General features: G+C 62.1%; 25 protein-coding genes. 1 reads left to right on the top strand and 24 read right to left on the bottom strand.

Going from position 1 to position 23,533, the window contains the following annotated elements:
- Positions 1 to 226 precede the first annotated feature (226 nt).
- From PQG80_RS15895 to PQG80_RS15810, 18 genes are all read right to left on the bottom strand, one after another.
- Positions 227 to 1,726, bottom strand: coding sequence for an AAA family ATPase (locus tag PQG80_RS15895; RefSeq protein WP_271752382.1), 1,500 nt, complete (start codon positions 1,724 to 1,726; stop codon positions 227 to 229).
- Positions 1,719 to 2,252, bottom strand: coding sequence for a hypothetical protein (locus PQG80_RS15890; RefSeq protein ID WP_271752381.1), 534 nt, complete (start codon positions 2,250 to 2,252; stop codon positions 1,719 to 1,721). Before PQG80_RS15890 ends, PQG80_RS15895 begins: the two co-directional genes overlap by 8 nt.
- Positions 2,253 to 2,511: 259 nt before the next feature.
- On the bottom strand, positions 2,512 to 3,036 hold the full coding sequence (locus tag PQG80_RS15885; RefSeq protein WP_271752380.1) for a cell wall elongation regulator TseB-like domain-containing protein: 525 nt from the start codon (positions 3,034 to 3,036) through the stop codon (positions 2,512 to 2,514).
- Positions 3,033 to 4,337: an amidohydrolase gene (locus PQG80_RS15880; protein WP_271752378.1), complete on the bottom strand. Its 1,305-nt coding sequence runs from the start codon at positions 4,335 to 4,337 to the stop codon at positions 3,033 to 3,035. The genes PQG80_RS15885 and PQG80_RS15880 overlap by 4 nt, the downstream gene beginning before the upstream one ends.
- Positions 4,334 to 5,020, bottom strand: a complete 687-nt coding sequence (locus PQG80_RS15875) for a redox-sensing transcriptional repressor Rex (RefSeq protein ID WP_271752377.1) — start codon at positions 5,018 to 5,020, stop codon at positions 4,334 to 4,336. Before PQG80_RS15875 ends, PQG80_RS15880 begins: the two co-directional genes overlap by 4 nt.
- On the bottom strand, positions 5,017 to 8,031 hold the full coding sequence (gene dinG / locus PQG80_RS15870) for an ATP-dependent DNA helicase DinG (RefSeq protein ID WP_271752376.1): 3,015 nt from the start codon (positions 8,029 to 8,031) through the stop codon (positions 5,017 to 5,019). Before dinG ends, PQG80_RS15875 begins: the two co-directional genes overlap by 4 nt.
- 90 nt (positions 8,032 to 8,121) lie before the next feature.
- Positions 8,122 to 8,775: a tetratricopeptide repeat protein gene (locus PQG80_RS15865; protein ID WP_271752375.1), complete on the bottom strand. Its 654-nt coding sequence runs from the start codon at positions 8,773 to 8,775 to the stop codon at positions 8,122 to 8,124.
- A 70-nt stretch (positions 8,776 to 8,845) separates the two neighbouring features.
- Complete coding sequence (gene panD, locus PQG80_RS15860) at positions 8,846 to 9,229, bottom strand: aspartate 1-decarboxylase (RefSeq protein WP_271752374.1); 384 nt, start codon at positions 9,227 to 9,229, stop codon at positions 8,846 to 8,848.
- Between the two features lie 4 nt (positions 9,230 to 9,233).
- Positions 9,234 to 10,136: a pantoate--beta-alanine ligase gene (gene panC, locus PQG80_RS15855; protein ID WP_271752373.1), complete on the bottom strand. Its 903-nt coding sequence runs from the start codon at positions 10,134 to 10,136 to the stop codon at positions 9,234 to 9,236.
- The gene (panB, locus tag PQG80_RS15850; protein ID WP_271752372.1) at positions 10,133 to 10,996 is read right to left on the bottom strand and encodes a 3-methyl-2-oxobutanoate hydroxymethyltransferase; all 864 of its coding nucleotides are present in this window, start codon (positions 10,994 to 10,996) and stop codon (positions 10,133 to 10,135) included. Before panB ends, panC begins: the two co-directional genes overlap by 4 nt.
- Positions 10,997 to 11,310: 314 nt before the next feature.
- Positions 11,311 to 12,309, bottom strand: coding sequence for a biotin--[acetyl-CoA-carboxylase] ligase (locus PQG80_RS15845; RefSeq protein ID WP_271752371.1), 999 nt, complete (start codon positions 12,307 to 12,309; stop codon positions 11,311 to 11,313).
- A 151-nt stretch (positions 12,310 to 12,460) separates the two neighbouring features.
- Complete coding sequence (locus tag PQG80_RS15840; RefSeq protein ID WP_271752370.1) at positions 12,461 to 13,798, bottom strand: [cytidine(C)-cytidine(C)-adenosine (A)]-adding enzyme; 1,338 nt, start codon at positions 13,796 to 13,798, stop codon at positions 12,461 to 12,463.
- A 63-nt stretch (positions 13,799 to 13,861) separates the two neighbouring features.
- Positions 13,862 to 15,028, bottom strand: coding sequence for an N-acetyl-alpha-D-glucosaminyl L-malate synthase BshA (gene bshA, locus PQG80_RS15835; protein WP_271752369.1), 1,167 nt, complete (start codon positions 15,026 to 15,028; stop codon positions 13,862 to 13,864).
- Between the two features lie 162 nt (positions 15,029 to 15,190).
- The gene (gene bshB1 / locus PQG80_RS15830; protein ID WP_271752368.1) at positions 15,191 to 15,895 is read right to left on the bottom strand and encodes a bacillithiol biosynthesis deacetylase BshB1; all 705 of its coding nucleotides are present in this window, start codon (positions 15,893 to 15,895) and stop codon (positions 15,191 to 15,193) included.
- Positions 15,892 to 16,314 (bottom strand): methylglyoxal synthase, encoded by a 423-nt coding sequence (locus tag PQG80_RS15825; protein WP_271752367.1) that lies wholly within the window; start codon positions 16,312 to 16,314, stop codon positions 15,892 to 15,894. Before PQG80_RS15825 ends, bshB1 begins: the two co-directional genes overlap by 4 nt.
- A gap of 61 nt (positions 16,315 to 16,375) precedes the next feature.
- Positions 16,376 to 17,179, bottom strand: coding sequence for a 4-hydroxy-tetrahydrodipicolinate reductase (dapB, locus tag PQG80_RS15820; protein WP_271752366.1), 804 nt, complete (start codon positions 17,177 to 17,179; stop codon positions 16,376 to 16,378).
- Between the two features lie 6 nt (positions 17,180 to 17,185).
- The gene (locus PQG80_RS15815) at positions 17,186 to 17,737 is read right to left on the bottom strand and encodes a tetratricopeptide repeat protein (RefSeq protein ID WP_271752365.1); all 552 of its coding nucleotides are present in this window, start codon (positions 17,735 to 17,737) and stop codon (positions 17,186 to 17,188) included.
- A 43-nt stretch (positions 17,738 to 17,780) separates the two neighbouring features.
- Positions 17,781 to 18,149: a nucleotide pyrophosphohydrolase gene (locus PQG80_RS15810; RefSeq protein WP_432432760.1), complete on the bottom strand. Its 369-nt coding sequence runs from the start codon at positions 18,147 to 18,149 to the stop codon at positions 17,781 to 17,783.
- 87 nt (positions 18,150 to 18,236) lie between these two features.
- Here PQG80_RS15810 and PQG80_RS15805 point away from each other — a divergent pair, with 87 nt between their 5' ends.
- The gene (locus tag PQG80_RS15805; RefSeq protein WP_271752364.1) at positions 18,237 to 19,106 is read left to right on the top strand and encodes a YitT family protein; all 870 of its coding nucleotides are present in this window, start codon (positions 18,237 to 18,239) and stop codon (positions 19,104 to 19,106) included.
- Between the two features lie 6 nt (positions 19,107 to 19,112).
- Here the strand turns inward: PQG80_RS15805 and PQG80_RS15800 are convergent, their stop codons facing one another.
- The 6 genes from PQG80_RS15800 to PQG80_RS15775 form a co-directional block, all read right to left on the bottom strand.
- Entirely contained in the window at positions 19,113 to 19,955 is an 843-nt protein-coding gene (locus PQG80_RS15800) for a sporulation protein YpjB (RefSeq protein ID WP_271752362.1), read from the bottom strand.
- Positions 19,956 to 20,006: 51 nt separating this feature from the next.
- Positions 20,007 to 20,669, bottom strand: coding sequence for a DUF1405 domain-containing protein (locus PQG80_RS15795; protein WP_271752361.1), 663 nt, complete (start codon positions 20,667 to 20,669; stop codon positions 20,007 to 20,009).
- Positions 20,670 to 20,741: 72 nt separating this feature from the next.
- Positions 20,742 to 21,614, bottom strand: coding sequence for a menaquinol-cytochrome c reductase cytochrome b/c subunit (locus tag PQG80_RS15790; protein ID WP_271752360.1), 873 nt, complete (start codon positions 21,612 to 21,614; stop codon positions 20,742 to 20,744).
- A gap of 19 nt (positions 21,615 to 21,633) precedes the next feature.
- Positions 21,634 to 22,305 (bottom strand): menaquinol-cytochrome c reductase cytochrome b subunit, encoded by a 672-nt coding sequence (gene qcrB / locus PQG80_RS15785; RefSeq protein WP_217597518.1) that lies wholly within the window; start codon positions 22,303 to 22,305, stop codon positions 21,634 to 21,636.
- An 18-nt stretch (positions 22,306 to 22,323) separates the two neighbouring features.
- Positions 22,324 to 22,857 (bottom strand): Rieske (2Fe-2S) protein, encoded by a 534-nt coding sequence (locus PQG80_RS15780; RefSeq protein ID WP_271752359.1) that lies wholly within the window; start codon positions 22,855 to 22,857, stop codon positions 22,324 to 22,326.
- Positions 22,858 to 23,098: 241 nt separating this feature from the next.
- Positions 23,099 to 23,521, bottom strand: a complete 423-nt coding sequence (locus PQG80_RS15775; RefSeq protein WP_271752358.1) for a DUF2487 family protein — start codon at positions 23,519 to 23,521, stop codon at positions 23,099 to 23,101.
- Positions 23,522 to 23,533: the final 12 nt, after the last annotated feature.

Below are 23,533 nucleotides of genomic sequence, written 5' to 3'. Positions count from 1 at the left end.
ACTTCCGGTTCAAATTATTATGTTACCACAATTAGTTGCCCGGGTCATTTCCTGCTGCCCTGTCCGATTCAAAAGCGTGGCCGCGGTGTATGCCGGTACGGCCGCAGACGCCCGCCGCAGGCGGCGAGCCTCGCCGCCTGCCGTTCCTCCCGGTAAGCGCGGTAAATAAAAACAGGCCGTCCCGGCAGCCTTGTTCGGCTAGCGGAACAGCCTACGTCGCTTAAGATCAAGCGGCTACCGCGCGAAGGTACGCGCGGAGATCCTCGCCCGACAGCGTTTCTTCGCGGATCAGAATGTCGAGGAGCTTGGCGAACGTATCCATGTGGCCGGAGAGCAGCTGGCGCGTGCTATCGGTCAGTTCGCTTAGGATGCGCGCGTTTTCCTTGGACCATTGCTCCGCGGTCAGCGCCTCCGGATGGATGATGCCCAGATCCGTCATGCCCGATTCGATCAATGTCTTCACGATGTTGGTCGCTTGGTCGAAGTCGCCGCGCGAACCGGTGCTGCGGCCGCCGTAGTTGAGCTCTTCGGCGACGGCGCCGCCGAGCGCGATCTGAATCTGCGCTTCCAGATAGGTCTTGGTGTACAGGTAGCTGTCCTTGCGCGGATGATGGCGGACGTAGCCGAGCGCCTGGCCGCGGGGCGTCAGCGATACCTGCGCGACGCTGCCCGGTCGGACGCTCTCGGCGACGATGGCGTGGCCAAGCTCGTGAAGCGCCACGCGCTCTCGCTCTTCGCTCGACGTCTCGCGGTCCATCCGCTCGCCCATCATGACCTTGTCGATCGCCTGCGCCAGATGCGCCTGGCGAAGAACCTCGCTCTCTTCGCGCATGGCGTAGATCGCCGCTTCGTTCATGACGCTCTCCAGCTGCGCGCCGGAGAAGCCGAACGTCTCCTCTGCGACCTTCTCGAGCGATACGTCCTCGGAGAGCGGCTTGTTGCGGGCGTGCAGACGGAGGATATGCTCCCGGCCGTGCCGGTCGGGCATATCGACCTGGATGTGCCGGTCGAACCGTCCCGGACGGGTCAAGGCGCTGTCGAGCAGCTCCTTGCGGTTGGTCGCGGCGATGATGAGGACGCGCACGGACTCGTCGCCTTGGATGCCGTCCATCTCGGTCAGCAGCTGATTCAGCGTCTGATCGTACTCTTTGTTCTGGCTGCCGTCCCGCTTGCCGCCGATCGCGTCGATCTCGTCGATGAAAATGATCGCGCTGTCGCGCTTCTGCTTGGCCGCAAGGCTGCGCGCTTGTTTAAAAATGTCGCGGATGCGGCCCGCGCCGACGCCGACGTACATCTCGACGAATTCGCTGCCGGACGCGGCCACGAACGCAGAGTTCGTATGCTTGGCGGCGGCCTTCGCGAGCAGCGTCTTGCCCGTTCCGGGAGGGCCCGTGAGCAGGATGCCCTTGAGCGGCCGGATGCCGAGCTTCGCGATGCGCTCGCGCTGGACGAGAAAATCGAGCGCTTCGACCAGCTCGCGCTTGGCCTGCTCCTGTCCGCCGATGTCTTCGAAGGTCAAATACGCGGGCGGTCTCGAAGGGCCTTTGCGCATCGCGCCTCCGAACGCCATCCCGTTGCGCGACTTGGCCATGAACAGCAGGCCGGTCACGAGCCCCGCGCCGAGCAGCAGCGGAAGCGCCGGCACGCCGATAAAGATCATGAATATCAAGAAAACCGGTACGAAGCCGATCGCGATCTCTTTGCCGTAGGATCTCCAATTACGCATTCGGCCACACCTCCAATTGCTCGCCCTGGCGAGGCAGAATGACGTACTTGGCGCTGCCGGAGAGACGGAGGCTGACGTAGACGTTCTCCTCGTCGATTTCCGTAGTGGCTTTAAGTCCCGGCGTCTGCGATTCCAGCTTCGCCATCGCGTCCCGAATGCCCGTGTATTCCTTCCGGTCCATTGCCTGGGCGACGTCGAACAAGGCGGAACGCCAAATTTTCTCAAGCGATTCGTTATCGGGCGCCTCCGCGACGAGCTTCAGGCTCTTGGAGCCGATCGAACGCGCGCCTTCTTCCTTTACCGTTCTATATACATGCGCCAGGTCGGCGGAGTCGCTAAGCTTGACTTTCAGCGTGATGCCGTCCGCACTCATGTCCGAATGAGCCGATTCGACGCCCGGTACCTTCGCCGCGGCGCGGTCGAGCGGCTGCTCCACGCCATAATGACGATAAGCAAACCAACCGCCGAACAACAGCGTCACCGATACCACGGCCGTCGTCGCTATAGGCAGGATTCGCAATTTCATTTAGGCATTGGCCTCCTTTAATAGGGTTATAATGATCAATCAATTCTCGCTGCATCAACAATACATCAGCTAGTATATCATAATTTGATATACTAAATATACAAGAATGCATAAAAAGTTGTGTCAAATATTTGTTTGGCGGGTAAAGATAAGGTTCTGCCGATGAATGGTCGCGTTTTACGCGCCGTAAACGCCAGCTTACATCATAAAAAAACCTGCGCCGCGAGGCACAGGTCTGTCGATTACATATTCATATACGCTATCCGATTAAACTGTACGTTTTGAGCTGAGACCCGTCTTTAAAAGAATAGAATAGGATCGCTTGTCTTTTCGAAGCGGGATCGTCTATGTACCGAATCTCCCAGGCGGGTTGTCCGGCGAACCAGCCGGGCAGCTGACGAACGATTTTTTTCCCGGGATGATCGGCTTGGAAACGCGCAGCCGCGGCGGCTTCGTCCAGACCGTCCTCCGCTTTCTCCTTGACCGAACCGTCCTCGCGCAGCCACACGAACCACTCGGTCGCAGCCGCGTCCTTGCCCCGAACGACCCAGACGGACTCCTCCCACACATGCTTGGAGGCGCCTTCGATCTCGGTGAGTCCCGCTTCCTGCTTGGCTCTGGCGATCGCGCTCCGCTCTTCCCCCCGGTAATCGGCATCGGCGCTCCGCACGAACACGGCGAATACGACCGCGACGAACACGAGGAAGCCGGCGATGACGAGCGTCAGCCTCCAACCGGTCCACGCCGAATGGCGCCTCCGTTCGGAGATGCGGCTCGGCGTCATCCGCGGAGCCTCTCGAAGCACCGCTGCGCCTCATAACGGATACGCCCGACGTCCAGCGTCAGCAGCTCGCGCCCGCGCAGGATCTGACGACCGTCCACCCATACGTGCGCGACGTCGGCGCCGCTCGCCGCGTACACGAGATGCGAGATGTAGTCGGTACGCGGAAAAAAGTGCGGCTTGTCGATCGATACGGCGGTGATATCCGCCTTGAAGCCGGGACGCAGGCTGCCGATCGCGTCGCCGAGCCCGATCGAGCGCGCGCCGTACAGCGTGCCCATGCGCAGGGCCTCCGCGGCGGGCACGGCCGTTGGATCGCCCGACACGCCCTTGTGCAGCAGCGCGGCAAGACGAATCTCCTCGAACAGGTCGAGATTGTTGTTGCTCGCCGCGCTGTCCGTGCCGAGCGACACGGTGACGCCCGCGCGCAGCAGATCCGGCACTCTCGCCACGCCGCTGGCCAGCTTCAGGTTGCTGACCGGATTGTGGGAGACGGCGACGCGGCGCTCTGCGAGCAGCGCGATCTCCTCGTCGTTCAGATGAACGGCGTGGGCCACGAGCGAAGGGCGGGAAAAGAAGCCCAGCTTGTCCAGATGTTCGACCGGACGCGCGCCGTATTGCTTGACGTTAAGCGCGACCTCCGCAGCCGTCTCGGACATATGCGTATGGAGCGGCAGATCGAGTTCATGGGCGGCGGCTACGATCCGTTCGATATAATCGGGCGGGCACGTGTACGGCGCATGCGGAGACATCATCACCTGGATGCGGCCGTCTGCGGCGCCTTGCCATTCCTTGGCGAACTGGATGGCGTCGTTCAGCTTAGCGGTCTGGACGTCGGGCGGGCATAGGCCGATGACGCCGCGCGTCAGCGTCGCCCGGAGACCCGCCTGCGAGGCGACCTCGGCGACCTTGTCCATATGATCGTACATATCCACGAACGTGGTCGTGCCGCTCAGGATCATCTCCGCCGCAGCCAGGGACGTGCCCCAATAAACGTCGTCACCGGTGAACTTCGCTTCCATCGGCCACATATGGTTCTCGAGCCAATCCTGCAGCACGAGGTCGTCCGCCAGACCGCGCAGCAGGGACATCGCCGCATGGCCGTGCGTATTGATGAGTCCCGGCAGGAACAACAGTCCCTTGCCGTTCACGATCTCCTCCGCGGCGTCGCGAATCTCCGGCGGCGCTTCGCCTTCGCCCGACGCGGCGATATAGCCTCCCTCGATGGACATCCAGCCTTCGAAGGTCTGGCGCTCCATAGATAGCTCGGCGAAAATTCCGTTCTCGATCAGCCAACGTTTCATGATTCCGCTCCTTCGTTATCCCCAGGCGAACCGGGCGCTTCGGCTCCGTCCGCCTCTTGGTCATGATCCATATAATAAGCCAGGCTGAGCAGGTCGCTCGTGAAGTCCGCATGGTGAATGCGGATGCCGGCCGGTATCTTCAGCACCGTCGGCGCAAAGTTCAGGATGGCCCGTATGCCCGCCTCGACGAACCGGTCGGCCACCTTCTGCGCCTCGCTGGCCGGCACCGTAATGATGCCGATCGAGATTCCCTTGTCTCGAACCTCCGCGGGCAGCGACTGGATCGGATTGACCGTCAGGTTGCCGATCTCGACGCCTTTCTTGGCCGGATCGTCGTCGAACACGGAGACGATCTTCATATTATCCTTGAGATACATATTGTAATTGCAGAGCGCTCTGCCAAGATTGCCCGCCCCGACGAGCGCTACGTGAATCGGCCGGTCCAGGTTTAGGATATGCCTGATTTTCTCGATGAGATAGCCGACGTTATAGCCGACGCCCTTGCGCCCGAATTCGCCGAAGTAAGCGAGATCCTTGCGGATCTGGGCGGGATTGAGATCGAGCTTCTCGCCGAGATCCTGCGACGACACGGTCTGGACGTCGCTGATGCTGAGCTCGTTCAGATAACGCAGGTAGATCGGGAGACGCCTGACGACAGCCTCCGATATTCTCATTTGCTTCAAATGGAGACCTCCCCTTCCACGGCATCTGGTTCCTTCTTCGTCTTTTTCGTTCGCGCCGGCTTGGGCTTGGCAGCATCGGAGCCCTGCGCTCCCGTCGGCGCTTCGCCGCCGGGCGATGGCTCCGCGACCGCAGCGGTCTCTGCCGCCGCCGGTTCAAGCGGCCGCAGCCATTCCCGCACCCGCGGCACCAAACCCGCGAGCGGCAGATGCTCCATCTTGGGGCCTGGCAGCGAATATAGAAAGTACTTGCCGTAGCTCGTGTCAATGACGCGCGTATCGTACAAAATGACGATACCCTTGTCCGATGCGGTGCGCACCAAACGCCCGAAGCCTTGCTTAAACTTGATGACTGCTTGCGGCAGCGACAGCTTCATGAACGGATTTTTGCGCTGCGCGGTCAGACGCTCGCTCTTCGCCTCGGTCACCGGATGGTTCGGCGGCTGGAACGGCAGGCGGACGATCGCGAGGCAGGTGAGCGCGTCGCCGGGCAGGTCGACGCCCTCCCAGAAGCTGCTCGTCCCAAGAAGGACCGAGCGCGGCTGCTCCATGAATTGACTCGTGAGCCGGCTTCGGCTGCTGCCGTCCATGCCCTGCCCGAGGACCTGAATGTCCGCGGGCGCTAGCGCGGACTTGAGCGGCTCGTACACCGTCTTCAGCATCTTGTGAGAGGTGAACAGTACGAGCATGCGGCCCTGGGTCTCCGTGGCCACCTCGGCGAGCGAAGCCGCGAGGGCCTGCAGGAACGCGGCCTCTCCGTCTCTTCCCTTGATCGAAGGGAAGTCGCGCGGGATGAGCAGCAGTGCCTGCTGCCGGTAATTAAACGGAGAAGGCAGCTGCGCGGTGCGCAGTCTCCCCTGCTGCTCCGCCTCGTCGAGGCCGAGCTGCTCCTTGACGTACTGGAACGATTTATCTACCGTCAGCGTGGCCGACGTGAGGACGATGCTTTCCTTTTGCCCGAACAAGCCGTCCTTCAGCAGTCCGCTTACGTCCGCCGGCACGATATACATCCAGAGCGACCGGCTCTTGTACTGCGTATGCCCCTCGATCCAGTAGACGCACTCCGCCTCGGACATCGACACGAAGGACTGCAGGTCGTTCCGGACGCCTGACAGTTCCTTGACCGAGCCGTTCATGTCGGTGATGAGGCTCTGCAGGACTAGCTCCTCGCTCCGGTCGCGAATCTCAGCGAGCAGCTTCTCCAGCGGCCTCACGAGATCCGAGAGCCGCAGCACGACATTGTCGCCGTCCACGCGGATCGACTCCCAGTCGCGCGGCATCGCGTCGGGCTTCAGCCGGTAACTGAGACCGCCCGTCTCGTCGGCCGCCGCGCCCGAGGCGAGCAGCGCGTACAGCCTGTCCGTCCATTGCTCCCACGATTCCCGCAGCTCCTGCACGCGCGGCAGCAGCTCCTCCAGCTTCTCCGCCCAGGTGCCGCTGGCGCTCTCCGCCGTCCCGGTCAGCTGCGAGATCAGGCTCGGCAGCTGTCCCGTCCTCGCATCCTTCGCGAGCCGCGCGAGCGCGGAAGGCAGCGTGCCGTATCCGATCCGGCGCCCGAGATGGTTGCTCGCGACCTCTTCCATATGATGCGCCTCGTCGACGATGAGTCTGTCGTACGACGGCAGCAGACGGTGCTCCGCGCGCATGTCCGTGAACACCATCGCGTGGTTCGTGATGATGAGATCCGCCTTGAGCGCGTCCTGGCGCGCCCTGTGGTAAAAGCACTTGCGGAACCAGGGGCACTGCCGGTTCAGGCAGGAATCCGCATCGCTCGCGACGGCGTTCCATTCTTCCTTGGACCGGCTGCCGAGGTTCAGCTCCTCGGCTTCGCCGCGCTCCGTCTCCGAGAGCCATACGGCCAGCTGCCCGCGCGCCACGACCTCTTCGCGGGACAGCGCGAACGCCGGCGTCTGCATCTGCTGCTCGAACTTGCGCAGGCACATGTAGTTGCTCCGTCCTTTGAACACGGCCGCCTTGAACGGAACCGGCAGCACGTCCTGCAGCAGCGGCAGATCTCGTTGGCGCAGCTGCTCTTGCAGCTGAATCGTATGCGTGGTCACGACGATTTTTTTATTTTCTTTTAAACCATAATAAAGGGAGGGCAGCAGATAGCCGAGCGACTTGCCCGTCCCCGTGCCGGCCTCGACCAGAAGGTGCGAATCGTCCGACAGCGCCTGATGCACCTCGTCGTACATGATGCGTTGGCCTTCTCTCGGCTCGTACCCCGGGAACAGCTCCTCCATTCGGCTCGCCACGGTGTCCAGGTAAGCCTCGAACGACAGTCCCGACAGCTCCCGCTCCGCCTGCTGGCGCTGCGCCTCGCGGTCCGCGTCGTCGTCGGTCCAGTCCGCGATCCGCATGGCGAACTGGCGGTAATATTGGTAGCCGGCCGGCTCCTCGAACCAGGTCGTATCCCGCTCGGCCCGCAGCGAAGCGAGCAGCCAGCCGAGATCGCTGCGTTCGCCGTCGGCCAGCTCGCAGAGCCGCTCGAGCGTCAGCGTCGGCAGCGCCCGCAGCCTGCCGATGCATGCCGTCAGCACCTCTGCGGTAGCGAGGGCGTCGCTGTCGGCTTGATGCGGCCTGTCATGGGCGATGCCCAGGCTGTGCGTGATCGCGGTGAGCCTGTACGAGGGCAAGAACGGGAACACGAGTCTCGCCAGGTCGACGGTGTCGAGCACCCGGCCCGCGTAAGGCAAATAGCCGCTCCGGTCGAGAGCGGCTTGCAAAAAGGAGGCGTCGAAGCCCGCGTTGTGGGCGACGAGCACGGCATCATGAAGCAGCGGCACCATCTCGGCTGCCGCGTCTTCGATTCCGGGCGCATCCGCGACGTCCGCGTCCCCGATGCCCGTGAGGCTCGTGATGAACGCGGGTATCGGGCGCGAAGGCTTCACGAGCGACTGATATACGGAAGACACCGCGCCCGTATCGTCTACGACCGCGATGCCGATTTGTATGATTTCATCGTTCTGGGACGACGTTCCGGTCGTCTCGAAGTCGAGTACCGCGAATTTCATGCATGACTTCCTTTCCTGCTGGTCGCCTCCGTCAACCGCCTCGGCATGCCCGACGTAACGCCTGGCGCATCGGCGCTTTGCGCGAGACGGTTACCCGGGCACGAGCGCCGTCAGCTCCGCGCTGCCGAAGGAGAGCTGTACGCTGCCCGCGTCGCTGAGACAGGCGTCCAGGTTGTGCCGGGCATCCGCGAAGCCGGGATCGAGCTCCATCGCCTTGCGGAAATAGAGCTGCGCCTGCGACAAATTAGCCTGAACCGCTTGAACGCATCCCATCGCATTAAAGGCGATCGCCTGCAGCCTGGGTTCGTCAGCCGTGCCCGCCACCAATTGGAAATGGCGTTGAGCCTCGACGAACTCGCCCAGATGCATCCGGCTCATCGCCAGGTACAGTCGCGCCACCGACCATTCGGCATACCGCGAGAGCAGCTCCTCGAACTGGCAGGCGCACTCGCGATACATGTGGAGCTTGAAGTAACCTTGTCCCTTGACGAACGGCGCGGGCCATTCTGCGGGCGTCGCCGGCATCCCCGTCTGGGCGGGAGCGCCGGCATTCTGACACTGCCGCCTATAATCGCCCATCTTTTCCTCGAGCGCCAGCCATGACTCAATGATATCATCACTCATCGATTTTAACACGTTCCATTGTTCTTCCAGCGTCAACTTTTCTTCCGGCGACGAATTCGGATAACGTTCGATCATCTCGTCCAACACGTCGTTCATGGCGGAGAAAAAAGGCTGAATCACGAAAGAAGGCCCCCATTCGCAGACGAATTGTACTGCTCATTCTGCGTTTGCCGGGGGCCTTTCATACGCTTCAGACGACGGTCGAATGAGGCTCCTCCGCCATCATTTGAACGACGCGGTTATCCTCGTCCAGAATGGCGACCCGCGGCTTGTGGCGCTTCGCTTCTTCGTTCTCCATATAGCCATAAGCGATAATGATTACCTTGTCGCCCGGATGCACGAGGCGCGCGGCGGCGCCGTTCAAGCAGACGACCCCGGAGCCGCGCGGTCCGGGAATCGCGTAGGTCTCGAACCGGGCGCCGTTGTTGTTGTTCACGATTTGCACCTTTTCATCCGGCAATATATCCACCAGCTCCAGCAGGTCCTGGTCGATCGTCACGCTGCCGACGTAGTTTAGGTTGGCTTCGGTTACCGTCGCCCTGTGGAGCTTGGACTTCATCATTTGTCTTAGCATATCGTTACGCCTCCGGTACGGAAATGAGTATATTGTCGATGAGGCGCGTACGCCCGAACTTGACGGCTACGGCGACGATCAGCCGCTCGTCCGCGTCGGAGAGCGGGACGTCAGCGGCAGGCGGAGTTAGCGACGGATAGGTCAAAGCCTCGACGTAGTCGATCACGGCCAGCGGCGAAGCCGAGATGCCCGCCGTCACGGCCGCCTCCAGCCGCTCGGCCGTCATGCCCGAAGCGATCCAAGCCGGCACCTGGGCGAGCGTACGGGACAGAACGAGCGCCTCGCGCCGTTCGTCGGCCGAGAGGTAGACATTGCGGGAGCTCATGGCCAGGCCGTCCGCCTCGCGCACGATCGGACAAGGAACGATCTCGACGGGCTGGTCCAGATCCTGCACCATGCGCTCGACGACGGCCACCTGCTGGGCGTCCTTCAGGCCGAAGTAGGCCCGGTCGGGCGACACGATGTTGAACAGCTTGGTCACGACGACGCCGACGCCGTCGAAGTGACCGGGGCGGCTGGCGCCGCAGAGGCGTTCGGTGACGCCGGCTACGGTGATCTGGGTGGCCGTGCGGCGCGGATACATCTCCTCGACGCTCGGAAGGAATACGATGTCGGCGCCGGCCGCGGCTGCGACCTCCAGATCCCGGGATTCGTCGCGAGGGTACCGCTCGAAATCCTCGTTAGGACCGAATTGCAGCGGATTGACGAAAATGCTGAGCACCGTCAGTCCGTTGTCGAGATTAGACCGGCGGATGAGGCTCGCATGACCCTCGTGCAAAAAGCCCATCGTCGGCACGAAGCCGACCGTCGCGCCGGGGCTCGCCTGCGAGCGATACTCCCGTATCGCCTTGCGCATTTCCGGGATCGTGCGCACGATCGCCGGCGCCGAAGTCACGGATGCCGTCATTGGGATTCCCCTCCGTACAATTTAGTCGTCGGCGCCTCTTTGGGCTGCGCCTGCATCGGGAAGGCATGGCTTTCATCGGGAAACTGCCCGGTTTTCACTTCGTTCACATATTGGGAAACGGCGGCGCGGATCGTCTCGCCGACGTCGGCGTATGACTTCACGAACCGTTTGTCGCGAATGCCCGAACCGTAACGGATCAAGTCATGATAGACGAGCACCTGTCCGTCGCAGCCTCGGCCGGCGCCGATACCGATCGTAGGAATCGAGAGCCCCCGCGATACGGCGGAAGCGACGGGCTCGACGACGAGCTCGAGCACGACGCCCATGGCGCCGGCCTGCTCGAGCGCTTTGGCGTCCGCCAGCAGCTTCTCGGCCTCGGCGTCGTCGCGTCCCTGCACTTTGTAACCGCCAATCTGCAATACGGACTGCGGCGTTAAGCCCAGATGGCCCAGCACGGGAATGCCCGCAGAGACAAGCAGCGCGACCTCTTCCGCGAGGTCCGCCCCGCCCTCGAGCTTCACGGCATGCGCGCCGCCCTCCTGCATCAGCCTCGCCGCGTTGCGCAGCGTCTGGTCCTTGCTCCCCCGATAGGTGGCGAACGGCATATCTGTCACGATCATCGTCTGCGGAGCGCCTCTCACGACGGCTCTCGTGTGATAAATCATATCCTCCAGCGTCACCGGCACGGTCGTATCGTAGCCGAGTACGACGTTGCCGAGCGAGTCGCCGACGAGGATGACGTCTACGCCCGCCTCCTGGGCCAGTCGGGCCGACGGATAATCGTAGGCGGTCACCATGGCGATCGGCGAACCGTGCGCTTTCATCGATTTCAGTTTGGGCGGCGTTAAAGGTTGATTCATGTGAAAGCTCTCCCTCCTGTTGGGCGGCCAGCCGTCCGAGCGCGCAAAAAAACCTTCGTTTGCCCATGAGCAAAGAAGGTGTCCATTCAGCAGGAACGCTTCACGTCCTTCTGTCTCGGTCCCTTGGGCTCAGAGCAGAATCCGCCGCGAATCATCACGGTTATTCGGTTCTTCGGACTTGCGCGATAAGTCATCGTATAAGTAGCATGTCTCCCAGTGCGGTTCATGATGATACCGCCTGAGAGTTATATTATAGCAGAAGGAGCGACGTCCGTAAACGAGAACGATCCCCGATGCGGAGGCGCATGCGGCCGCTAACGGCCGCCGGCGCCAGGCAGCGGTGCCGCATCTCCGATCTCCGCCGAATAGATCGTGCGGACGCCCCCATCCGGCAGCTCCACCCGAAGGCCGCCGTGTTCGTCGAGTCCGCGCGGAACGCCTTCGAAAAAGCCCTGCCCCGCATTCAGCGACACGGTCCGGTCCAACGTCACCGAATAGGTCTCCCACAAAATGCGAATCGGCTCGAAGCCGCGTTCCTGATACACCGCATAGAGCTGTTCGAATTCGAGCAGCACGGCCGCGATGAGGGAAGCGCGGTCGAATGATCTGCCCGCCGCCATCTTCAGAGATACGGCGCGCGTCGACAATTCTTCCGGGTAGTCTTCCGGTTCCAAGTTCACCGCGATCCCCAATCCCACAGCCACGTAGCGCAGGCGCTCGTCCTCTGCCGCGGACTCCAGTAGGATGCCGCTGATCTTGCGGCCGTCCACGAGCAGGTCGTTCGGCCACTTGATGCCGATCGCAAGCCCCGTTTCCCGGCTTAGGCTGCGGCACAGCGCCACGGCGGACAGGAGCGTGAGCTGAGGCGCCAGATGCAGCGGCACCCCGGGACGCAGCAGCAGGCTCATCGATATGCCCCGTCCCGGCGGCGACACCCAGGCGCGGCCCATGCGGCCCCGACCGTTGTCCTGACGCTCGGCGATCACGAGCGTGCCTTCCGGCGCGCCTGCCTCCGCGAGTTCGCGCAGCACGTCCTGCGTCGACGTGACCGTCTCGCGGATATGCAGATGCCGGCCGAATGCGGCCGTGCCGAGCTTGCTCTGAAGCTCTACCGCGTTCAGCCGGGCCGGGCTCCCGGTCAGCCGGTAGCCCTTGCGCGGCACCGCCTCGATGCCGAAGCCCTCGGCCTCCAACTTGCGGATGTGCTTCCAGACCGCTGTCCGGCTAACGCCCAGCAACCGGCTAATCTCCTCGCCGGACACGAATTGCTCGCGCTTGCCTTCGAGCAGCGCGAGCAGCTGCGATTGTTCCATTGGATGCTCGCCTCCTTATGGGTAACGCTACTATAACAGGCATTGGCGCTCGGACGAGCGTGATCCGGCCCATCGCCTTCACTACGAGAGGCGTTGACGCTCGAGCACGCCTGACTCCGCCCATCGCCTTCACTACGAGAGGCGAGGCCGCTCAGGTCGCCCGACGTTTCCGCATAAACGCCTCGCGCAGCGACTGCGCGTCATTCGCCAACGCACCGAGCGCGACCTGCTCGAGCAGCTCCCGCAGCGCTATGGCGATCCACGGTCCCGCCGGTTCGCCCGATAAGGCCGCCAGCTCATCGCCGCGAATCGCCAGCTCCGAGATCCTCGCCGCCGGCAGCGCCGCAGTCCAGCCTGGCGCAGCCGAGCGCAGCGCTTCCGGAATGCCGTGCGCCTCGCGCACGGCGCCGTCCTCGAACAGCCGGAGCCAGTCCGCAGCCGCTTCCGTACCGTAATCGAGCACGGCCAGCGTCCAACTGCGGCGCAGGGACTCCTCTTCGGATCCCGCATCCAGTCCCGCATGGAGTCCAATAACGGCGGCGACCCGCTTCATTCGCTTGGACGCGAAGTGCAGCCGCCGGAGCACATCCTCCGCATCTGCCTTCGAAGCTCGGCCGGCGAGCAATAGGGCAGCCCACCGCAGATCCGCGTCCGCGCGAATCGGTACATAACGCGCGAGCCCGCGCCCTTCCCCTGGGTCGCTTCCGCCATCCGCGCGGTCGCCGCGGGAGACTCCCTCCGTCTCCCGGGCGGCGAGCCTGAGCCCCGCCAGCCATGTGCCCGGCAGCGGCGCCTTGAAGCGCTCCGGCAGCTCCGCCGCCAGGAGCAGTCCGAATGCGCGCCCCGGATCCTGGCCCGCGCACATCTTGTCCAGCTCCGCGCCGATGCGCTCCATCGCGATGAGCCCGAGCTTGTCCCGGCAGGCGAGCACGCCCGCCCAGGTCGGCCCGTCCACGGCGAAGCCGAATTCGGCCGCGAACCGCACGCAGCGGACGATCCGCAGCGCATCCTCGCCGAACCGCTGCGCCGGCTCGCCCACCGCGCGCACGGCGCTCGCGCGAAGGTCCGTCACGCCGCCGAGCGGATCGACGATTCCGCCGTCCGCGCCTGCGGCCATCGCGTTGATCGTGAAGTCGCGACGGGCCAGATCCTCGCGGACGTCGCGTACGAAAAACACCTCGTCCGGACGGCGCCCGTCGCTGTAGCCCGCCTCCTGCCGAAACGTCGTCACCTCAAAAAAAAAGCCCGCGCGCCGAACCGTCACCGTGCCGTGCTTGAGCCCGGTAGGCAGCGCGTCGGGGAACAGCCGCATGACGAGCTCCGGCGCAGCTGACGTCGTAATGTCGATATCGCTGGCCCGGCGTCCGAGGAGCGCGTCGCGGACGCAACCGCCGACGAAGTAGGCCTCTTCGCCCGATTGAACCAGCGCATGCAGCACCTCGAGACCGGCATTCCACTGCGCGCCTTCGTACGTCATCGTACCGACCATACCGATCTCCTCCACGCGGGCTCCGCAGCGAACAGCCGCTCTTATATTCACGCGCTTCCCCTATCAGTTGTATTCGCAGGCCGGCTCCGCGATCCGGGCCGGAATGCCCAGTACATTGTAGTAGATCTGCTCGTACTGAGCCGTGATCAGATCGTTGCAGAATTGCGTGCGCGATCGAATCAGGCACGCTTCTCTGAACTGCGCGTACAGCGCTTCGTCGGAGAGCAGCCGCACGGCATGCTCGGCCATCTCCGCGGTGTGGCCGATCGGCGCCAAGAAGCCGGTCTCGCCGCTCACGACGAGCTCCGGAATGCCGCCGGCGGTAGAGCCGATCGTGGGCACCCCGCATGCCATCGCTTCGAGCGCGACGAGCCCGAAGCTTTCTTTTTCGGACGGCAGCAGCACGAGATCCGCGAGCGACAGCACCTCGGCGACGTCGTCCTGCTTGCCCAGATAATGGACGCGGTGCTCAAGTCCCATCGCCTGAATCTTCGCCTGGATCTTGGGCAGGTCCGGTCCTTCGCCGACGAGCAGCAGCTTGGACGGCAGCGCCGCGTTCACCTTCGCAAAGATATCCACTACATCCGATGTGCGCTTGACCGGACGGAAGTTGGAGATGTGCATCAGCACCTTCTCGTGCGGCTCCGCGAAGTCCTTGCGCATATCCGACACCTCGCGCGGGTAATAAACGCGCTTGTCCACGAAGTTGTAGGTCAGCTCGATCGGACTCTGGATGTCGAGCAGCTCCTGCGTCTCGCGGATCAGATCGCGGCTGACGGCGGTGACCGCGTCGCTGGATCCGATGCCGAGGCGAATGATATCCTTCAGCGTTTCGTCCTGGGCGAGCACCGTAATATCCGTGCCGTGCAGCGTAGTCACGATCTTGAGCTTGCCCCCGGACATCTGCTTGGCCAGAAAAGCGCAGATCGCATGCGGCACCGCGTAATGCACATGCAGCAGGTCGAGCTGCTGGAGCTTCGCCACCTGATGCATCTTGCTTGCCAGGGAGAGATCGTAGGGCGGGTACCGGAAGACGTAGTAATCGGACACCTCTACCTCGTGGTAATAAATGTTGCGCTGGAACTTGCCCAGACGGAAGGGCATGCTCTGCGTAATGAAGTGAATCTCGTGCCCCTTCTCGGCAAGCAGTTTGCCGAGCTCGGTGGCCACGACGCCCGATCCGCCGAGCGATGGATAGCAGGTAATACCGATCTTAAGCGGTCTGTTCATCGCGAATCCCTTCTTCCCGAGCGTACGCGGCGCCTTCTCCTTGGAGGATCGGACAACCGGGTTATATGCGTCATCGTATGCCATACCGTATATATTGCCTCGATGAAACGTCGGCGGTCCCGTCGCTTTATAGCATGCCGCGCGCCGAGCCGTCTTACGAATCTAGAATCCGCCGACCAGCAACGGGCCTTTGGGAATAAAACCCTCCGCATAAGCAAGCCGGTGCGGCGCGCCGAACAGCCGGTCGCGCGCGGCGACATGGTCCAGGTATCCCGCCGTTAGCGGCGTCGGTACCCAATCCCGGGTCTCGTCCATGGGCGCGAACTGGGACCGGTAGGCGGATAGCGCCTCCATTTTCAAGCTTTGGTACTCCGTAATATCGACGACGAGCCGAGGCGCGTGCATATCGTTAATGAAATAGTAGACGAAGGCCTCCGCGGTCCAAGCATCCGAACTCGGCATATATCGGCGCAGCTTGGCGTTAAAGACCGCTTCTTCGGCGAGCCGGCTGCAGGCGGCGTGATCCGGGTGGCGATCCTCGAAATACGGCGCGAACACGACGCGAGGCCGGTGCCGGCGAATGACCTCCACCAGCTTGTCCGCCTGTTCGGTGCCAGGCCGAAGCCCACGGTCCGGCAGCCCCAGATTTCCTCTAACGGTCAATCCGAGCAGCTCGGTCGCGCGCACAGCCTCAAGCTGCCGGGTATCCGGGTCTCCGTTGGACGACATCTCCGCATAGGTGAGATCGTACATGCCGACGCGCTGACCGGCGCGCGCGGCCTTCGCGATCGTGCCGCCCATCCCGATCTCCGCATCGTCCGGGTGCGCGGCGAACACGAGCAGGTCGAGCTTCGCATCGTCGATCATTCGTCGATTCCGGGCTTGTACTTGTGCACAAGCTCGCGCCACGCAAAGTCGCCGCGTTCCAGGCATTTAACGAGCAGCTCCGCCGTCGCGACGTTCGTCGCTACGGGAATTCCCTGCACGTCGGAGAGACGGAGCAGCGCGATGATGTCGGGCTCGTGCGGCTGCGCCATCAACGGGTCTCTTAAGAAAATGATGAAATCCATTTCGTTCGTCGCGACCATCGCGCCGATCTGCTGGTCGCCGCCGAGCGGACCGGACGCGAACCGGTGAACCTGCAGCGCGGTATTTTCCATGATCCGCGTGCCGGTCGTGCCTGTAGCGTATAGCTTGTGAGGCTTGAATACATGCTCGTAGGCGATGGCGAAGTTGACCATTTCCTCTTTCTTGCGGTCGTGGGCGATCAAAGCGATATTCAGCATGGTAGTGCCGCGTCTCCTCTCCCGGGAGCGGGATATTTAAGTATGGGTTCTTGCGTTGCGCTTAGTCCAGCAGGTGCTCGAAACCGTATACGAGTCCGGTCACGTTCATCATTTTCTTCACGGCCGTGGCCACCCCTGGCATATAGCCGGCGCGATCGTAGCTGTCGTGCCTAATCTTCAGCGTCTGGCCGTGGCCGCCGAATATCACTTCCTGCTGCGCGAATACGCCCGGAAGCCGCACGCTATGTATCCGGAAACCGCCGAAGTAGCCGCCGCGCGCCCCTTCGATCACTTCTTCCTCTTCAGGATTGCCTTGGCGCAGCTCGCGCCGCGTCTCCGCGATCCGTTCGGCGGTCTTGATCGAAGTGCCGGACGGCGCGTCCAGCTTTTGGTCCCCGTGATACTCGATAATCTCGACATGGGGCATATATTTGGCCGCCTCGGCCGCGAACTTCATCATCAGCAGGGCGCCGATCGAGAAGTTCGGAGCGATCAGGCATCCGATATTCCGCTCGCGGCATTCGCGGTCGATCTGTTCCATCTGCTCTTGCGTGAAACCGGTCGTGCCCACGACGGGACGAACGCCCAGCTTGAGCGCCGTCATCGTATTCGGCATGGCGGACTTCGGATTGGTGAAGTCCACGAGGACGTCCGGCCGGCTGTCCTTGAGCGCCCTTTCAAGATCGTCGGTCAGCGCTACGCCGGCTTCGGGCATGCCGACCAGCCGGCCCGCATCCTCGCCGGAGGCAGACCGGCCGATCGCCGCCGCGAGCGCGAGCGACGGATCCTCCAGCACCATTTTCACCACTTCGCGTCCCATTCTGCCCGCTGCGCCGGCAACGGCGACTTTGATTAGCTGCGACATCCGCTATCACCTGTTCTTTCGTCTAGTATGATTGGTATAAATCAGTCGCCAACGCCGCGCGCGGTCCATCTTCGTCTCGCGCAGCAGCCTGCCCGCCTCCGCAAGCATCGGATTCATCTCCTTGGCGGCGCGCAGGGCTTCGATCGCCCTGTCGTACTCGCCGGCGAGCCGGCATGCGATGCCGAGCAGCAGATACGCGCCCGCGTCCAGCGGATCGAGCACGACCGCTTCCCGCAGCAGCTCGATCGCCGTGTCCGGCTCCGGCTGCGGCTTCGCGAGCAGCGCGCGGGCCTGCCGGGCGAGCTTGCGTCCCTCGACCAGCCGGAGATGCAGCCGATAATCGGCCTCGTCCGGAGCGAGACGCACCGCGCTGCGCGCATAATCGAGCGCCATTTCGAGCTTGCCGCTGCGCGCGAGACTGATGGAACCCTTATAATAGTAAGAAGCGTTATCCGGCTCCGCTTCCACCGCCTGCGCGAACCAATCGACCGCGGATTCGAAGTCCGAGGCCAGGATGGCTTCGTAGGCGCGGCGCAAGCATTTTTCCCCTTCCGTCACATGTACCATCCTCCTCGAATTGGGGATGATACAGCATATGAACTTAAGGGGTATCCGTGCTCTTCTTCGTCCATCTGTCCGCATCGCGCGTGCCGAACTTGTGCAGGACGCGCGCGATCGCCCGGGTCAGATCGATCCCTTCCCGGTTGGCGAAGCACAGGACGATGAACAGGACGTCGCCCAGCTCCATCTCGATGGAATTGTCGGCTTCGTCCGCCTTCTTCGGCTTCTCGCCGTATTTGTGATTGACCTCCCGCGCCAGCTCGCCCGCTTCTTCGGTCAGTCTGGCAAGCATCGCGAGGGGGGAGAAGTATCCTTCTTTGAACTGCGAGATATAGGCGTCGACGTCCCGCTGGATATCGGAGAGGTTCCGCTCCGCCAGCGCAAGGTCCGCGATTTTGGAATCAGCCACGGCTACGGTCCTTTCCATCGGTTTCTTCTTATGTTAGCTTAAGATGTCGGCAAAAATCAAATGAATTTCAGCATGGAGGTCTTGCGCATGAATCGGCAAAAGCTGTGGGCCTCGATTCGCACATGGAGCATTTTGCTGCTCGGCACCGCGATATACGGGTTCGGGATCGTCTATTTTATCCTCCCCAACCTCCTCATGGAAGGCGGCGTCACCGGGGTGGGCATCTTGCTCTTCTACGCGACCGGATTGCCCGCGTCAATTACGACGCTTGTTCTCAATCTCCCTTTGTTCTGGATCGGGTGGCGCAAGCTCGGCTTTCGGGCGATGATATACACGTTCGGAGGCACGTTGTCCTTGTCCGGCTTCTTGTGGCTCTGGCAAGCGCTGGTCGATCAAGGCTGGATTACGCCGTTTACGACGCAGCAGGACTTCATTCTGGTCGTCCTCTATGCAGGCGTGACGCTGGGTGCGGGATTAGGGCTCGTCTTCTACTCCGGCGGCACGACGGGCGGCGTGGACATTATCGCGCGGATCGCCAACAGCCGAGGCGGCATCAGCATGGGACAGTTTATTCTGATCATGGACGTCGTGGTCCTCGGCACGTCGCTGATCTTTATTCCAAAGGAAAAGGTGCTCTATACGCTCGTCAGCGTCTTCATCGCCTCGCGGGTCATCGACTTCGTGCAGGAGGGCGCCTATGCGGCAAAAGCCTTCACGATCCTGTGCCGGGAGCCGGAGACGCTGGCCATGCAGATTACGACAGAGCTCGAACGCGGCGTGACGCTGATGAACGCGGTCGGCGCGTATTCCGGCGAAGCGCGGATGGCCGTCTATTGCGTCGTCAGCCGCTTCGAGGTACGCAAATTAAAAAGCCTTGTCCGTCAACATGACAGACAGGCTTTTATCGTGATCGCCGACGTGCACGACGTGGTCGGCGAAGGCTTCAAGGAAGCGTAGGCTTGGCTATTTAGTCCGACTCTCGTCCCGGTACTTGCGCCAGCCGGAGTAGGTCAGCACCGTCAAGATGAATGCGCCGATGACGGAGAGAAAGCCTGTGGGCGGAGCCGCGGCAAGCGGACCCGATGTAGGCGCTTCGGCGGCCGGCGGGAACAGCGCTTCGACGGTCTCCGCGAGCTGCGGGGTTAGTCTGGCCGCGAGCGCGGGATCCGGCGAGGCGGCGGCGAGAACGCGTCCCGCATAGCGGAATACGGCATCTGCGCGGTCTACCTCTTCCTTTTTCCCCGCGGCGACCGCCGCCGTCCGGATCAGCTCGTAATGACCCTTCAGCGAAGCCAGCTTCTCCTGCGCCTCCCTGCTCGTCCGGCTGTCGGCGGTCTTGATCGCCGCGCCTAGGCTAGCCGCATCCTCCCGCATCAGCCTGCGGTACTCCAGCCACAAACCCTGTCCTCTCGGCGATACTGCATCTGCTGCAAGCCTCAGCGACGCGGACGCGTCGTATACTTCATGCTCGTCCGGCGACAGCGCGCTCACCGCGCGCCGCATCCGCTCCATGCCGCCGGCCAGCGCCGAGGCGCTCTCCGCCGCGGGCAGGGCCTGAGCCGGGACGGCCATCAACGCCTCCTCGGCCTCTCTTACTTTTCGCAGCACGACTAACGGATCGCCTTCGCCGACGGATCTGTACAGACTCTCGGCCGCGAGCCGGAACGGTTCGATCGAATCCCGCGGGGAGGCGGCGCCGTCAGCCGAGGCGGCTTGTCCGCCGATCCAGGCTTCCAGCCACAGGATCAACAAGGCGGCCGCCAGCACGCGGCGCGCCAACCGGACGCTTAGACCGTACTTCATCATGGACATCCCTCCCGTACAACGTATGTAGGGATGTCCACGTTTAGACCACGGTCAGCGCAGCGGGAGCCGCTTCTGCCGGTCAGCGATCCTGTAAGCGATCGCGATGACCGCTGCGATGGCCACGCTGATCACCGTCATCGCGAACGTAAAGATCGCAACGCCCAACAATCGTTCGTCAAGCGCTTGAGGCAGGCTGGGATAGACGTTGTATGTATAGTCGACGATGTCGTTCAACAGCGTCCATGCGGCGGCGATCGACAGCGCGCCGAGCCCGTAGATAAAAAACCGGCCATACGCGACGGCGCATGCCGCCATGGACAGATGCGAGACGATCAGCATCCAATCCTGCCATACGATCGGACTGCCATAAGCGGCGCTGGCGAAAATCACGACGGTCGCCCACACGCCGTATTTAATGGACGTCACGACGGCCAGCGCTTCGATGACGCCTCGGACGCCCCTCGCGAAGCCGCCTCCTCTGCCGGATGGCGCGATCCACAGCCACAGTGCGGCGATCGTGAAGAACAGCGAAGCGGTCGGACTGTCCGGCACGAACGGCAGATGCCAAGCCGGGTGCGTAAGCTGCGTTTCGACGAGCTGATTTTTGTACCAATAATACCCGTAGATCGTTCCGAATACATAGAACGCCATGAGCAGCGACATCATTGAATTCTGCGTCAAAAATCGGCGCGACAGCAATAGCTTAAGCTCCATTTAGCACCTCGCGACATCGTCAAAATGTGGAAAAGGCCTGACCATGCCGGTCAGGCCTTTTGTAAGTAAATCTTATTCTGCAGCTACCTTCTGCTTGGCGAGCCAAGTCGCGACTTTGTCGATCTCGTCGTCCGACAGCGTACCCTTGAAGGAAGGCATGCCGTCTCCCTTGCCGTTGGTGATGATCTCCTTGATCTCGTCATGGCTCAACGTATCGCCGATACCGGCGAGCATCGGACCGACTTGACCTTGCAGCTCGGTACCGTGGCAAGCGATACACTGCGCCTTCATCGTGACGGAAAACGCTTCGTCCTCCGGCTCGACGAGCGCCGGGATCTTTTCTTTGCCGTAGATGTAACGGCCCTTGCCCTCGGCGATCTGCTCCTCCGACTTCATCTCCCGCTCGATATGCTCGGGGATGGTGCCGTTCGCTTCAAGCTCCTTGGTATAATGGTGCCAAGATACCCAGGTCAGATAGACGCTGGCGATCAGCGTCACGAACATGAGCGAAGCCGCGATCGGCCGGCGATAGAAGCGGCGTTCCTTGCCCGTATCGAGGAACGGAGCGAGGAACAATGCGCCGAACATGATCGCCGGGATGCCGATCGTTCCGAGTACGATGTAGTTCTCGGACGTGTACGGGTACTTCAGCAGCTGATAGATAAACAGGAAGTACCAGTCCGGCATCGGGATGAACGCGCCGTTGAGCGGGTTCGCCGGGTAGCCGAGCGGAGCGGGCTCCGCGATCGTCAGCGTCAGGAAGCCTACGAGGACGACGACGCCGGCCATCCATTCCTTCAGCAGGAAGTTCGGGATAAACGCTTCGGACTTGCCGGGAAACGCCGTGTAATCCGGCGGCGCCGGCTTGTCCGGGTGAGGCTTGCGAATGCGCGAATCGCCGACATAGACGATTTTCTCGTTAGAATTGCCTTTTCCATGTGCCAATGCTTGCCACTCCTCTCTCTTACAGCGGCCCGGAAATGCCCTGTTTGCGAATCATGAAGAAGTGTGCGGCAAGCAGCGTGAGCAGCACGCCGGGCAGGAAGAACACGTGAATCGCGAAGAATCGAGTCAGCGTCTGCGCACCGACGATCGTGCCGCCGGCCAGCAACTCCTTGATATATCCGCCGATCCACGGGACCGAACCCGCAATCTCCATGCCTACCTTGGTTGCAAAGTATGCTTTGTTGTCCCACGGGAGCAGGTAACCGGTGAAGCCCAGCCCCAGCATGACGAAGAAAATCAGCATCCCTACGATCCAGTTCATCTCGCGCGGCGCCTTGTAGGAGCCGGTGAAGAAGACCCGAAGCGTATGTAGGAACATCATGACGATAACGAGGCTCGCGCCCCAGTGGTGCATGCCGCGGACGATAACGCCGAAGGCGACTTGGTGCTGCAGATAGTCGACGCTGTAATAAGCGTTGATGATATCCGGTACGTAGTACATCGTGAGAAACATCCCCGAGAGGATCTGGATGACGGTGATGAAGAACGTCAATCCGCCGAAGCAATATACGAACGCGGAAAAGTGGTGAGCCGGGTTAACGTGCTCAGGCACCTCGTGGTCCGCGATATCTCTCCACATCGGCGTAACATCGAGACGTTCGTCAATCCAGTTATACATGCCTTTGAACATGGACGAGACGCCCTCCTTCTATACGCGAGTGTTCGATTCCAGCGGTCCGAGATATACCCAGCCGTTCTCGACCTTCACTTGGTATTCGTCAAGCGGTTTCGGTGCCACCTTGAGATTCTTGCCGTCTTTGGTGTATCTTGCGCCGTGGCACGGGCAGTGATACTGATTCGGCGCTTCTTCGCCGCTCCAACTGATCGTGCAGCCCAGATGCTTGCACACCGGGGACAATGCGAAGATCTTGCCGTCCTCGCCCTTCGCCACGAAGGCTTGGAGCTTCGGGTCGCTCTCATACCACCCGTCGACCTGGTGTACCTTGAAGTCGATGCTCTTGGGCTCCTTGGTCACGTCTTTCTCTTCGATCGCTTTGACGAAAGCGGTCTCAGCCTTCTTCTGCAGAAGCGGGTCTACCGCAAAGCGCAACATCGGAATGATCGCTCCGCCCGCCATGAAAGCCGTGGCACCGCCGAGCGTATAAGATAGAAATTGACGTCTTGTCATTTCATTGCGCTTGATCGGCTTATGCGAGGTTTCGTGCTGCTGATTGTGGTCCATTTTTTCTACCCCCTTTGCCCACCAATATCGCGTCCGATACGGACTTTCACCTTTTGTTCACAAGGACATACCTATAATATCCCACGTGTCAAAGAGCGTCAAGAATTCCCGTTCCGTAAATGGACACAACCCGGAATCGCGCGATCTAAAATGTTGTCATTTTGTCACATTTAACCGCGGACGAACATGCTTTTGTTATACCCCGTTCCATCGATCCTATACAGAGCGCCGCCATGCCGCTTCATCCCTGCGCCGCGCGCTTCCACATGTCCGACACCGCGCGCCGCAGCGCGTCAGCGTCCGGCTCGTCCGCTTCGCTCTCCGGGCAGGCGAACAGATCGGCCGACGGCACGCTCGCCGCGTCCCATCCCGCCCTGCCCGACACGACGACGACGTGCTTGAAGCCTCCGGACCTGAGGCGCTCGCACAGCCGCTCGAGCAGTCCTTCGTCGCCGGGACCTATATAATGATGGGCGGGATAGGTGACGGTCCTGCCCCTGAACGCCGACTCGATCGGCGCTAGCCAATCGCCCGCCGCGCCGACGAGCGCCCCCGCGGCCGGAGGCGTCTCCCCGCCGCTCAGTCCCGACACCGGCAATAACGCCGTGTCCAGGTACAGCTGCAGGTCTCCCCAATTATCGTCGTCGAATTCGCTGAACTTCATCGCTCCCGCTCC

The sequence above is a fragment of the Cohnella rhizoplanae genome, assembly GCF_948329515.1.
Taxonomy (GTDB): domain Bacteria; phylum Bacillota; class Bacilli; order Paenibacillales; family Paenibacillaceae; genus Cohnella; species Cohnella rhizoplanae.
The sequence above is the reverse complement of the archived record's forward strand: the minus strand, read 5'-3'. Positions and strand labels throughout refer to the sequence as shown.